The 13591-nt window shown below is 41.1% G+C and carries 11 protein-coding genes; 6 read left to right on the top strand and 5 right to left on the bottom strand.

The window, feature by feature from the left end:
• Positions 1 to 249 precede the first annotated feature (249 nt).
• The gene (locus CPZ25_RS17975) at positions 250 to 1485 is read right to left on the bottom strand and encodes a tyrosine-type recombinase/integrase (protein ID WP_096919005.1); all 1236 of its coding nucleotides are present in this window, start codon (positions 1483 to 1485) and stop codon (positions 250 to 252) included.
• Positions 1486 to 1837: 352 nt separating this feature from the next.
• Here CPZ25_RS17975 and CPZ25_RS17970 point away from each other — a divergent pair, with 352 nt between their 5' ends.
• From CPZ25_RS17970 to CPZ25_RS17945, 6 genes are all read left to right on the top strand, one after another.
• Complete coding sequence (locus tag CPZ25_RS17970) at positions 1838 to 2953, top strand: ATP-binding protein (protein ID WP_243129319.1); 1116 nt, start codon at positions 1838 to 1840, stop codon at positions 2951 to 2953.
• On the top strand, positions 2946 to 3674 hold the full coding sequence (locus CPZ25_RS17965) for a hypothetical protein (protein WP_096919006.1): 729 nt from the start codon (positions 2946 to 2948) through the stop codon (positions 3672 to 3674). Before CPZ25_RS17970 ends, CPZ25_RS17965 begins: the two co-directional genes overlap by 8 nt.
• 329 nt (positions 3675 to 4003) lie before the next feature.
• Complete coding sequence (locus tag CPZ25_RS17960; RefSeq protein WP_096919007.1) at positions 4004 to 5461, top strand: sigma-54 interaction domain-containing protein; 1458 nt, start codon at positions 4004 to 4006, stop codon at positions 5459 to 5461.
• A gap of 361 nt (positions 5462 to 5822) precedes the next feature.
• The gene (locus CPZ25_RS17955) at positions 5823 to 7112 is read left to right on the top strand and encodes an MFS transporter (RefSeq protein ID WP_096919008.1); all 1290 of its coding nucleotides are present in this window, start codon (positions 5823 to 5825) and stop codon (positions 7110 to 7112) included.
• Positions 7109 to 8551, top strand: a complete 1443-nt coding sequence (locus CPZ25_RS17950; protein WP_096919009.1) for a trimethylamine methyltransferase family protein — start codon at positions 7109 to 7111, stop codon at positions 8549 to 8551. The genes CPZ25_RS17955 and CPZ25_RS17950 overlap by 4 nt, the downstream gene beginning before the upstream one ends.
• Positions 8552 to 8660: 109 nt before the next feature.
• Positions 8661 to 10193: a BCCT family transporter gene (locus CPZ25_RS17945; protein ID WP_096919010.1), complete on the top strand. Its 1533-nt coding sequence runs from the start codon at positions 8661 to 8663 to the stop codon at positions 10191 to 10193.
• 8 nt (positions 10194 to 10201) lie between these two features.
• Here CPZ25_RS17945 and CPZ25_RS17940 read toward each other — a convergent pair whose 3' ends face one another.
• From CPZ25_RS17940 to CPZ25_RS17925, 4 genes are all read right to left on the bottom strand, one after another.
• Complete coding sequence (locus CPZ25_RS17940; RefSeq protein WP_058695544.1) at positions 10202 to 10900, bottom strand: GntR family transcriptional regulator; 699 nt, start codon at positions 10898 to 10900, stop codon at positions 10202 to 10204.
• Between the two features lie 11 nt (positions 10901 to 10911).
• Complete coding sequence (locus CPZ25_RS17935; RefSeq protein ID WP_058695545.1) at positions 10912 to 11616, bottom strand: GntR family transcriptional regulator; 705 nt, start codon at positions 11614 to 11616, stop codon at positions 10912 to 10914.
• Positions 11613 to 12278 carry a cobalamin B12-binding domain-containing protein gene (locus tag CPZ25_RS17930; protein ID WP_058695546.1) on the bottom strand — a complete coding sequence of 222 codons (666 nt, stop codon included), beginning with the start codon at positions 12276 to 12278 and terminating at the stop codon, positions 11613 to 11615. Before CPZ25_RS17930 ends, CPZ25_RS17935 begins: the two co-directional genes overlap by 4 nt.
• Before the next feature lie 133 nt (positions 12279 to 12411).
• Entirely contained in the window at positions 12412 to 13341 is a 930-nt protein-coding gene (locus CPZ25_RS17925; RefSeq protein ID WP_096919011.1) for an EamA family transporter, read from the bottom strand.
• Positions 13342 to 13591: the final 250 nt, after the last annotated feature.

Here is a 13591-nt window from a genome sequence, read left to right as displayed (position 1 = left end):
TTTAATATCGTACACTATGTACGATTTGGGCTAAGAAATGGGCGGAGGAATAGGCGTTCCTCCGCGATTACAAAAAGTTATAAATATATTCTAGAGTTGCCATCTCTGAATACCAGAATAAAAGTGTTATGCTGCGTAAGCTAAGAAGTCGTGAACTTACTCGTGAAATAGTACCATTTCACGAGTTTCAAGCGCTAAGTCCCTTATCTAAACCATTCTGATAGATTCCGACCATTTTTTTGACCACTTTTATTTTTCTTTATCTATTGGATTTTCTGATATTTTATTCATTTCGATACGGTCTTGTTCTGTCAGAGGATGGATATAGCGTTTTAGTGTAATCGCAATATTGGAGTGCCCCAGCAGTCTGCTCAGCACAGACAGCTGCATGTTTTTACTGGCGGCCCTTGTGGCAAAGGTGTGTCTTAAAATATGAAAATTTCTTTTTTTGATGCCCGCATTTTTTAAGATACCTGCAAAATAAGCTTGATAAACTCTTGGATCAATAAAAGATCCTTTTTTACTCGAAAAAACAAACTCTCCCTTCACAGAAAGGTTGCTCTCATAGTCCTTCAGCAAAGAATAAATCTCTTGATTCATCGGTATGGTCCTCTCAGAGCAATAGGATTTTGTCCCTTCAAAAACCATTTCTGTTTTCCTGCCGTTCTCTCCAGAGGCGTTAACGCGATGCACCGCGTCGCGCACCATCAGTGTTTTTTCCTCAAAATCAAGATCGCACCACCGAAGCGCGGCCAGTTCTCCAAGCCGTATTCCTGTTTTTAACGTCAGCAGAACAGCCGTCGCCTTTACCTTATCCTGATCATAGAACAGAGCTTTCTCAAGCTTCAGATATTCATCCTTGTTAAAAACATCCGTTTTTCTTTTTCTTGTCGCGGGAATACTTACCTCCTTACAGGGATTGGCTGTGATCATCCCTGATTTCACAGCCTGTTTGAGTGCAGAGGATAATATCGAGATATGGCGCCTGACCGTTGCGCTCGACAGTGTCATTCGGTGTTGATTTAATTTGGTTTTGACATAATCCTGAATGACTTCATTCGTCAATTCGTGCAGCCTGTAATCCCCCATTGCGGGAATCAGATGGTTCTTTATAACACTGTCATATTGTGCATAAGAGGATTTTTTAATTTCTGGTTTCTTGCCAACTTCGAGCCACTCTACCAGCCATTCCCGCAAAAACAAAGAATGCTCCTCAACGTTTATAATTTCCTTTTCTTTGAATTTTTCAGTGATGACACCGCCGGAATTTTTACGCTTTCTGTTTTTTCTTAAGACCCTTTGCAGTTCAACTTCTTCAAAATTTTCTTTTTCGCAACATTCTAATTTTTCAACTACCTTTTGATAAGTTTTCGCATACAAATACCGATAGACCGCCTTACCATAAATATTTTTATAGCCCACAATACACCGCGCTTCATAACGCCCGTCCGCTCTTTTTCTTACATTTTTACGGTAGCTCTTCATACTGTTTTCCTCCCTTGTACGACCATCTTTTTGACCATACTATGGTCAATTATATCTAAAATAAAGGGTAAGAAATGGATTTATATGGTATTTTTTTTATTTTGCGCGTAAAAAAGTGCGTGCATTTATTTTTCAAAGATGATATAATATCCCCATCTAGTTATTTTAATAGTTTTTTTATCAAAATTTGGAATATATTGCACTCGTGAAATGGTACTATTTCACGAGTTTTTTCTTTTTTGCACAAGTTTTTACCTTGAAAATGAAGCGTTATTATCAAACAACAATGATTGTTTCCGTAATTTTTTTACGGGAGATGTTGACTTGATTTTTTATCATGGGTATAATGATTGTGAAAGAAGGTGGCGCGATGCTAAAATTGTTTGAAGTTACAGGTTTTAAGAATTTTAAAAATAAAATAGGGATTGATTTTTCTGACGTACGTGACTACAAATTTAATCATTCCTGTATTACGGATGGCCTGCTCGGCAAAATCATTGTTTATGGGAAAAATTCTGTCGGAAAATCGAATCTTGGCCTTGCATTTTTTGACATTGTTTCTCATTTAACCACAAATAATGTGACGCCCGGATTATATGATTATTATCTGAATGTCGATAACACTAACGATTATGCAGAATTTCATTATGTGTTTGTTTTTAATCATGATGAGGTCGACTATTGGTATCGTAAAAATGACAAGCAGTCACTTGTCTGCGAAACTGTTTCCATTAATGGAGACCTTCTTTTTTCTTACGATTATATCCGCAATGCCGGGGATTTATCTGGCCTTGAAGCATTGACTACAACGCTGAATCTTTCTTTTCGGGGAGATGACTCGATCCTGAAATACGCGATTGCGAACTCTGCGCTTTCAGATGACCACCCCCTTTACCAGATGCAGCGCTTTGTGTCTCATATGCTGTGGTTTCGCAGTTTGGATGAAAACCGTTATATTGGCTACAAGGCAAACAGCAAGGATTACTATGATTTTATCTTTGAAGAAAATATGCTCGATGAGTTTGAGTCTTTTTTACATAAGGCTGGGATTCCGGAAAGTCTGATTACCATAAGGGATGCTGACGGCATAAACCGTTTGTATTTTGACGCCAAAAGACCCTTGCCATTTTTCAAGGTGGCGTCCAGCGGTACAAAGGCGCTGTACACCTTTTTTTACTGGTACAAGACTGCGTCTGATGTTTCTTTGATGTTTATTGATGAATTCGATGCGTTTTACCACTATGAGCTAGCTGAAACAATCGTTGAGCTTCTGGAGCACATGCCTGGTTTTCAGGCAATCTTTACTTCTCATAATACGAACCTGCTCTCGAACCGTATCATGCGTCCAGATTGTTATTTTATTTTAACTGGCGAAAAACTCACTTCATTTGCCAACGCCACTAACCGCGAACTGCGTGAAGGCCATAATCTCGAAAAACTGTATATGAGCGGTGAGTTCAATGGGTGAGGATAAGCAAAAGATTCTTCTATTGGTTGAGGGTGCTAAAACGGATGTTGTACTAATGAAACATTTAATATCGATTTATCAAATGGATATTCACTATGAGATTGTATCTTATTGTACAAATATTTACACGCTCTATCACGAAATGTTTGAAAACAACGATCCTGAAGAAATGGATTTGCTCCAGCTGCTGAAATCACGGGAAAGCAATCCATCTATAAGAAGCTTGTTCAATATTGCTTATTCAGATATTCTTTTAATTTTCGACCTCGATCCTCAAGATGCTTTGTTTTCTCCAGAAAAAATAGAGCAGATGGCCAAATACTTTGTGGAATCATCTGATATGGGAAAGTTGTACATCAATTACCCCATGATCGAATCTTTCTATCATATGGCTGATATTCCGGATCCTGATTATAATTTTTATTTTGCAACACTCGATGAATTACTGGCCGGAAAATATAAAGCGCGTGTAAATCGGGAAAATCGAAATCATGATTATCGAAAATTCGCTACTGACAAGGCTGAATGTAACACAGTGATTACACAAAACTTGGATAAAGCATGGCAGCTTATCCGCTGCACTGAACACTCGAACAGCCTTCCTTCTCAAATGGAAATACTGGCTGCTCAATTATCGACCATTCTGAATGAGCAAAAAGTTGCCGTTCTTAATACATGCTCTTTTTTTATTCCTGAATACAATCCAAAACTAATCCTTTAATTTATTTACCGCACCCTAACGCGGCCAAACTGTTTAATCGTTCTTTATCATTGAATTAAGTGTTCTTATTGTTTCTTATTTAACTCTGGTCATCAATAAAAAAAGCGGTATACGCTGTTTTGGCGTATACCGCTATATCTTATGCTTTTATTAATTTTTTCATATTTATTTTCTATATATAGTATCTCTCACGCCTCATTCCGGCGCGCGCCCTCTATCCACTATCCCTATATTTTTGTCGTATTGCCCTGTTTCTGTCGCTTTGATATAATATATCAAAGGATTTTCATTCAATATGCTGTTTCCAAAATCGCTGGAGGAACTCGATTATGTCTAAAAATAATTCTTTGCTTTACCGCGAACTAGAAGAAGTTACTACTATGGGCATTCAAATAGTCGATATCCATCGCAAGGTTATCTGCTATTCAAAGGGTTGTGAGTTAATTGAAGGTTATAAAAGGAAAGATGTTCTTGGGAAAGATATGAATTCGCTTTATAACCAAAGGCCGGAATTAAAGAGCAATTCAAGTCGTTCTGTTATTGTCGATACTTTTGAAACGGAAACGCCGCAGAAGGATGTTTTTGTTTCTTACACTACAAAGAATAGTGATCGAATCATCAATGTTCTCTGTGATACTTATCTACTTTATGATAACAATGATCATATTAAATCGGTTATCTGCGTTTTCAGGGATATTTCTGATTACTTAAACCTTATTAGCCTGGTCAACCGCCTCAATGCTGAACTAAACTTACAAAACCCAAATTTGAACAATGATACGCAATATACGTTTGACCATCTTATCGGCGCCAGCCCCAATTTTTTAGATGTTATCGAACAGGCAAAACGCATTGCCAATAGTGATGAATCTGTTTTAATCGTGGGGGAAACCGGAACTGGCAAGGAGCTTTTTGCTCAAAGCATTCACAATGCCAGCAAGCGGAATGACCATCGTTTTATCGCCCTTAACTGCAGCGCTCTGCCCGAAAATCTTATGGAAAGCACTCTGTTTGGCACTTGCAAGGGCGCCTTTACAGGCGCGCTCAACCAAAAGGGACTGCTGGAGGAGGCCAATGGCAGCACGCTGTTTCTTGATGAAATAAATTCTATGGACATTGGCCTTCAGGCAAAACTGCTTCGTGTCCTGGAAACTAAGCGATACCGAAAAGTCGGGAGTAACCAGGAACAGAGCTGTGATATCCGCTTTATCTGCGCCATGAACCAGTCTCCACAGAAGGCGATCTCTGACAAGAAGATCCGTCTTGATCTTTATTACCGCATTGCTGTTTTTTCCTTATCGATTCCCCCGCTAAGAGAGCGCAAAGAGGATATTCTCTTTTTATCTAATTATTTTATAAAAACACTTGCGCCGCCGTCAGGCAAGAAAATATCGGGACTCTCTCAAAAAACGTCGAAATTATTTGAAAATTACGCATGGCAGGGAAATGTGCGGGAGCTTAAACACGTTATTTTGCAAAGTATTTATTCGGCCAAAGAAAACGATCGGCTCATAGAACCTAAACATTTACAAAATCATTCTTTTGAAAACATCCTGTCTCATCCTGTAAAAGGAGATTCCCTTATTTCTGTTTCATCTTTATCTGAGAGCGATTTAACCAAAAATATTAACGCTTATGAAAAAAATTTGATCCGGCAGGCGCTTGAAAAAAATGATTATAATATCACAAAAACGGCTGAATACTTAAATATTACGCGTCAATCCCTCCATGGAAAAATAAAAAAACATTTAATCGTTACGAAAAATGCAGAATTTTCGAATAATTAGTTCTTTCTGTCCGCATATTGTAAAATATTCTGACTATTTCACGTTATTTCTTCTCTTAACCTTCTATTTATCCTGTCAAAAAAGCTGACAGTGTCGGTTTTTTTGACAGAATTCCTTAAAAAAGTTGTCGAATCCGGCTTTTTTTCGTTAATAATCCTTTTTTTATGTTTTATTTTTGGCATACAACTTGCATTTGATAATCATATATTCTTTGCGCATTGAATAACAACTAAGGAGGCTTATATCCATGCCTGTGGTATTATTGGAAGCTTTAACATTGTAAGCTTCAAAAAATTTCTTACTGACGAAGAAATGTACCGCAAAAATATATCGAAAAAATATAAGAAAAAGGAGAACTAAAATGACGACTTCGATGTCAAAAGGAAAAAGAAACTTTTTAGTTTTTTTAATCAGTATTATGTGTCAATTAATCTATATTGTTCCTTATATACGGTTTTATTTTTACGACCAATATGTCGCCGCATATGAGCTGACGAACCTTCAACTCGGAAATCTTGGGTCTATCTATGGGCTGGTCGCGTTGTTCAGTTATTTTATCGGAGGTTTTTTCGCTGACCGCTTTAGTATCCGAAGCCTGATGACGCTTTCTTTTACGGTCTGTGCCGGACTTGCTTTCTGGGAGGCGATGTATCCCTCTTACACTTCGTTGATTCTTATTTATTCTTTGTTTGCTTTCTTTAATTCTGCTACGATGTGGCCTGCCTATATCAAATTTTTACGCGGCCTTGGAAATGATGATGAACAGAGCCGCTTGTATGGAACGAGCGAAGCGCTGAGAGGTGTTCTCGGCTGCGGCGCGGGCCTTGGCCTGTTAGCGCTGGTCGTTCAGTTCACAGAAATCAAAGTTGGTGTGCAGACAATTATTATTACACTTGGTGTGTCGTATATTGTTTTTGCTGTTCTGAGCCTTATTTTTCTGCCAAAAACAAGCCCGGCCGAAAAAAAGAATGCCTCTGAAAAGGGTAAAGACAAACCTTCTACCTGGAAAAATTTTATCGCAACGATCCGGCTGCCGGAAACTTGGATTTTATCAATCTTTATGTTTGCCTGCTACTGCACTTTTATGGCTGGCGTTAATTACTTAGGAACCTATACAACTCAAATTTTAGGGATTTCAGCTGAAATTTCAAGCGGTCTCGGGATTGTCCGTAATTATGGTATTCTCGTTATCGCCGGGCTGCTTGGCGGCGTCTTAGCCGATAAAGCAAAATCGAGGCTCCTTTTCATTGTTTATCTTTTAATCGGCGTTATCATTCTTGCTGTCGCGACGCCTCTGTCAAGTGGAATGGTCACACTTTGTCTGTTAATCAGTATGGTTCTTCCGTTATTCTATTATGGTATTAAGTCTGTCTATTTCTCAGTTTTAGGCGACGCCGGTATCCCAATGGCTCTGACCGGAATGGCTTCTGGCATTATCTCGTTTATTGCGCTGTCGCCGGATGCTTTTATGACGACCATTATGGGCTCCTGGCTTGATAAAGACCCTGTTATGGGCTTTAATATGATATTTGGTTGGATGGTCATTTGGGCAATTGTTGCGATTGTTTTTGCCATTATAATCTATAAACGCGGCAAAAACAGAGCGTTAAAATCTGAAAATGTCTTACAAAAGCAAGGAGATATCTTATGAATACTAAAAAATACAGTCACTACGTATCGCAGGAAACCGTTGAGAAAATTCACGAAAATTCTTTGATTTTGTTAGAAGAAGTCGGCGTTCTGTTCGAAAATGAACGTGCGCTTGCTCTGTTCCGCCAAAACGGCTTTCGAATTGAAGGTGAAAAAGTTTTCTTTGACCGAAAAAAAATCGAGCCGCTATTACGGCAGCTGCCCGAAAGCTTTGAATTAACTTCAAGTAAGGGAAATCTCAGAATCGGCGACGCCAGCCGAATTACCATGCCCGGCGGCGGTCCTGTTTATATTTCCGATCAAGGCAGGGTGCGGAAAACGACCAATGAGGATATCATCAACATTTTTAAAATCTGCTGCACCAGCAATGAATTAAAATACAACAGACTGGAGTATCTGCCGGATACAAAGGGGCTGGATAAGAAACAACTCATTCACTATCATACTGCTATGAGTTTAAAATACAGTACGCTTACCTCTTTTATGCTTGTCAATACTTTTAACCTTGGCAAAAATGAAATCTATCAGCACACGTTAGATGATATTGAGATCATTCGGCGTTATGAAGGCATAACGGACAAAACTAAATATATTAATACCTTTTGTGTAAACTCACTCTCACCTTTATGCTATGACCACGACCCGTTAGAACGCGTTTTTGCTTATGCGGAATCGAATCAGCCGCTATGGTTTTCACCCTGTGCCATGCCTGTATTGACCGCGCCTTACAGCGTTATCTCCACGATGATCCTCGCGAATGCCGAGATTCTTGCCGGTATTGTTCTTGCTCAGCTCATACAGCCTGGTCTTCCCTGCATTTACGGCAACACCTCCACCGGCACGAACCTGAAAACTTTACTTTTAACTTTCGGCGCTCCTGAAACCATGCTGATGATCTACGCTTCAAACGCGATGGCTGATTATTATAACATCCCCTGTCGAACCGGCGGCGGACAAGCGGACGCTAAAGATGTCGATTATCAGGCAGGCCTCGAGTCAATGTTTATGATACAGTCAACAATGGAGGCGGGTACTGATTTAATTTTCCATGCGACCGGTATGATGGGAAGCATGAATCTGTTCAGCTATGAAAAATTTATTTTAGATGAAGAAGCGGTCGCCTTTGCACGAAGAATGGTCGATGGCATTGATTGCTCTGATGAAAAATTATGTATGGATATCTTACACGAAACGGGTCCAAGAGGGTCTTTCTTAAAAGGGCGAACGCCAAAGATGTACCGGGAAGAATTTTATATGGCAAAATATCTTAACAAGGAGGATGTCAGCACCTGGCAGAATGAAGGTTCTGTTTCGGTTCTGGAAACCGCCCGAAAGGAGGTTAAACATAGAATTTCGGCTTATGAAGCCCCCGGTATTACTGAAGAACAAAATAAACTCCTTATGCCGTATCTGCCTCCGCAGTATCGGGATAGTATTTAATTAAATTCGATTAATTCATTATATTACCTCCTGTAAATCAGATCATGCGGATTTTAGCTGCAGGAGGTAATCTTTAATATTCTATTATTAAGTATTAAGCGAGGCCAAAATGAAAAATAAAAAAATAAATTTAATCGTTTTTCTGCCGGCAATAATGTTGTTTTGCAGTTGTATTTTTTTAGCTTTTTCTAACAATGATGTTTTTGTTATGTTAACCAGCAGCTTTTACGCCTGGATTCTCGATCAATTTGGCTGGTTATTTATCTTAACAACTTTGGCCGTATTCATTATGTGCATTGCTCTGTATTTTTCGCCGCTTGGTCATATCGTCATCGGTGGTAAAGCGGCAAAACCCACCCTTTCGATTTGGAACTGGTTTTCAATCACGCTATGCACCACGGTCGGCTCCGGCATAGTGTTTTGGGGTGCTGCCGAGCCTGTTCAGCACATGCTCTATCCTCCGGCGTCTTCTGGTATTGAAGCACTGTCCCCTGATTCAGCAGTCTTTGCGATGTCTGCGATTTTTCGCCACTGGACACTGCTTCCATATGGACTCTATACTCTTATGACGGTTGTCTTTGCCTTTGTTTATTATAATATGAAAAAGCCATTCTCTTTAGGATCGGTTATCTCACCGATTGTTCCAGAAAAGCATCAGAAATCAGCCGGGAATATCATTGATTTTATCTGTGTATTTTCTTTAGTGTCCGGCTTAGCCGCATCCCTGTATGCTGCCGTTTTGAGTATCAATGGCGGGATCAGTAAAATTTTCGGGATCGATTCGAATATCTTTATCTGGGGAATTATTATCACTGTTATCAGCTGTATAACGCTCGCAAGTGCCGTTTCCGGGATTAATAAAGGCATTAAATATCTTTCAAATATTAACGTTTATATCTTTTTTATTATCTTAGCGCTTATTTTACTTTTTGGAGGGAGCACCTTTATTTTTAGCTTTGCAACTGAAAGCCTTGGAGATTTTATCACCACATTTTTTAAAGGCTCTTTATTTACAGGCGCGGCGGCAAACGACCCATGGTCAAAAAGCTGGACCATTTACTATTTCGCTAATTGGATGGCCTGGACGCCCATTACCGCTGTTTTTTTAGGACGAATCTGCTATGGCCGAAAGGTAAAAGAAATTATTCTCATGAATCTTCTTGTCACTTCTTTCTTTGGCATTATATGGTTTACAATTATCTCAGGCGCTACGATTAACAGCTTGATGAACAATCCCTCCTCTGGACTGATCGAAGCCTTTAACACTGGTTACGAGAATGTGATTTATCAACTTTTTAACAATTTGCAGCTTGAGTCCTTTCTTGTTCCTCTCTATCTGATTGCTGTTCTTATCTCTCTTGTCACAGCGTCGGACTCTACGACTCTTGCCATCTCCAGTCTCTGCAGTAAGGGTATTTCCCCAGAATCACCTGAACCGCCTAAGTTTCTTATTATAATATGGGTGGCTGTTGTCGGTATTGTAACGTGGATTATGATGTCGGTCAGCGAGGGGATCACTGGTATAAAAATGCTTTCAAATATCGGCGGTCTTCCTGCAATGTTTTTAATTATTCTGGTCATTATCTGTGCTGTTAGAATCGCCCTCTCTCCCCAAAAATATAACCATATTGACCATGATTAAGCCTTTCCTCACACCCCATTCCGGCTAGTAGCCACCACCTGTATGCTGTCGGCAATGGTGTAAGTCTGGCCAACGGCCACCAGCTGGTCGTATTTATCATAATATTTTTGCTTGAAATAGAACACGGGTGTGCTCTCTGAGATACTCAGGGCGTTGATAATGTCCTGGGTTGGGCGGATCATGCGGATCTCGAGGGTTTTGTTGATTTCCTTTTCCAGAAAATAGTCGATCCGGCGCAGGTTGTCGTAATAAAACATTTTCTTGGTGTCACCGCTGAAGTGATGCAGGAGATATTTAATATCATAGGACACCGGCGCGTCGAGATAAGAATTGAAGGTCCGGCGGATTTTAATGGTCTGGATCTGCTCGCTGCTCTGGCTGTCAAATTCCTCCAGGCCGTTAAAATCAAAAATCTGGGAAATACTCAGGATCTTGGTGTCCAGAATGGTTTCCTTAATATTGGTGATCTCGTTAAAAAACATATGAAACAGGTCGTTTTCGCTTTCCTTCACATAGCAGCCGGAGCGCTCCCGGGTTTCGATATAGCCTTCGTTGGACAGGATCGACAGGCTGTTGCGCACGGTGATGCTGCTCACGTTGTATATTTTGGTCATTTCCTTGATGGAGGGCAGCTTATCTCCTGCCACCAGATTGTTATTGATGATCTTGTTTTTTATGTCCTCTACGATGTTTTCGTACTCTTTCACAAGGGTCCCTCCTACTCTGTCCTGGCAAAAAACCGTGTTTTATCCGGCAGGATATAAAGCTTGCCCCATCCAAAGGGCAGACCGCTCTGGTCGTAGACGTTAAGCTCGACAAGCATCAGGATACTGCCCACTGGAATGCGCAGTTTTTCGGCCACATCTGCGTCGGCGTTGACACCTTTAATCCTCAGGTCCTGGTACATCTCATAGACAGAAATCTTGTTCTTAACCAGATCTGAAAAATCCTTATATTTCAGACTTTTTTCTGAAATATTGATCCCTGCAAAGTAGGGCAGATATTTTTCATCATAGGCGATGGGCAGCCCATCCTCATAGATCAGCCACTTCAAGGCTACGACTCTTTCATTGGGGGCGATATTCAGGTTATAGACCATGTAAACGTCTGGCGTTACAAGACTTGAGGAGATCAGCTTGGCCTCGTCATAGCCATTGTTGAAAATGGTTTTACAGCTGTAGCGCATGGAAAACTTATTTTTCTTAACATTTTTGATGTAGTTGCCCTTCCCCTGAATGGAGTAAAGATGCCCTTCCGAGAGTAAGACTGAAATCGCCTTTCGGACGGTTATCCGGCTGGCGCCATACTCGGCGCAGAGGGCAGTCTCTGAGGGCAGCGGGTCGTTATCCTTGTAAACATTGGTGGATATTTTATGCTTGATGCTCTCAATGATTTCTTCGTACTTAAATTTAGAATTGCTCATTGCTTCTTACCCTGTCTTTTTTCGTTAAACAGCTTTTTCAGGCGGATACACTCGGTCACGCCATCCTTGGCGGTCTTGGCAAAGGCGTCGGCGCCGGAGATGGCCGCGATGTCGATATTGACCATGGCGCCGCCGATAATGGTGGTGATGTCCTTTGTCTCGGGGTCGCCCTTGAGCAAATCGATGGCCCGCTGAATGGCGCCAACGGTGTTGGTCAGTACTGCGCTGATGCCGATAATGCTGGGATGGCAGCGTTTTGCCTCCTCCACAAAACGCCCGGCCGGCACATCTACCCCCAGGTCGATGACGTTAAAACCGACTGAAACGGCCAGGGAGTGGAAGATCGTTTTTCCGATATCATGGATATCGCCTTCGATGGTTCCCAGCAGGATGGTGTCGGCAAAAACCTCCTCCTGCTGGTTTGCCGGAAACTGCATTCCCTCCATGTTTAAAATATCCTCAAAAATAACGCCGGCCATCATCAGGTCCGAGATGCTGTATTCCCCGCGTTCGTAAAGCAGTCCCACTTTGTCCAGGCCGTCATTGACGGCGTTGACAATTTCCATAGGGGCAGCCCCGAGATCCAGCGCCCGCTCCACAATGCGGGTCACCATTTCATCTTCCAGCTCTACGACTTTTTCGGTCAATGCTGCTAAGTTCATTCGCTTGCCTCCTGTATATCATATTATTTATATGCTCAAATTTGTTCTTTATTTTTACTGATTATATCATAATTTAGAATTCATTGACACCGCAAAGCCTTTTCTGCCACCTCTGCTTTGTCATTTTCCATTTTTACCCTTTGCCTTTGCTCTCGATATACTGCATATAGACAATGGCGCTGACGGATATGACCATCCCGATGATCTGAACGGCGGAGAGCCTCTGTCCATAGAGAAAGAACCCCGCGGCCGCCGCGACAGTCGGCTCCAGGACATAGGTCATGGAGGTGTAGGATGCGTCGATAAAGTTATAAGCCGCCGTGGTGGCGCCGTATGAAATGGCGACATTGATAAAGTACAGCAGCAGCACAAGCCACAGTGCAGCGCCGTGCTGGACGGTCATACTCCCCAGCTCCCTAAAAAGATCCGGAATCGAATAATTAAAGGAGTAAACGATCATGGCGCCCAGACAGGTGTAGGTCTGGATCACATAAAAGGGGATCTCTTTTTGTATATGAAAATAGTCGATGGTATAGGCAAAGGCCAGGCTTACAGTTACTGAGACGCCCCAGAAAATGCCGGCTGCCGTGACATCGCCGTCTCCGCCTGAGAATATTTCCAGGACAAAGAGGATTCCGACCAGGCTGATCAGGCAGCAGACTACCTTTTTAACTGTAATTTTTTCGTTAAAAAACAAACGCATCAGAAGCACCAGCACGACGGCGTTGGAGAAATTAAACAGTGAGGTGATGGCCAGAGGCAGGCTCTCGATTGCCCTTACATAAGTATAATTGTAGGTGGCGTACAGGATGCCCCCGCTCACAAAGATGGTGGTCAGGTACAAAAGCTTATTTTTTAAGATCAGGCTTTTAGGATTTTTGATCAGCGCCACTGAGAAAAAGCATATAAAAACAAAGAAGGGCGTTAAAATTGTCCGGCCGCTTTCACTCAGACCAATGAAATCAAAATAATTAAAGAAGATTCCAAAGATGCCGGTCGTAACCGCGCCGGCGCAGCCTAAGAGAATCCCTGCCATCGGTTTTCTGTTTTTAAAAAGCTCCATTTGCTCACCTTATCCGCACCGCTTCTGTGCATAATATTATATGTTCAAAATGTATTTTTTGTAAATTCTGCTTTTTCAAATTTTGTTTATTATAACACGTTTTTAGTTCATACCACAACAAAAAGTTTTTTTCAGGTTTAAACCGCATAATTTAAAGGTTTTCTAAGGTTTTTATTTGTAAATAGATTTTTTTTAAGATTTTTCTTGACAAAGGTACCGGAACGTATTAGAATACAGGTACAGTGTATAA

It is taken from the genome of Eubacterium maltosivorans, assembly GCF_002441855.2.
GTDB classification, from domain to species: domain Bacteria; phylum Bacillota; class Clostridia; order Eubacteriales; family Eubacteriaceae; genus Eubacterium; species Eubacterium maltosivorans.
This window is presented reverse-complemented; position numbering and strand designations above follow the sequence as displayed.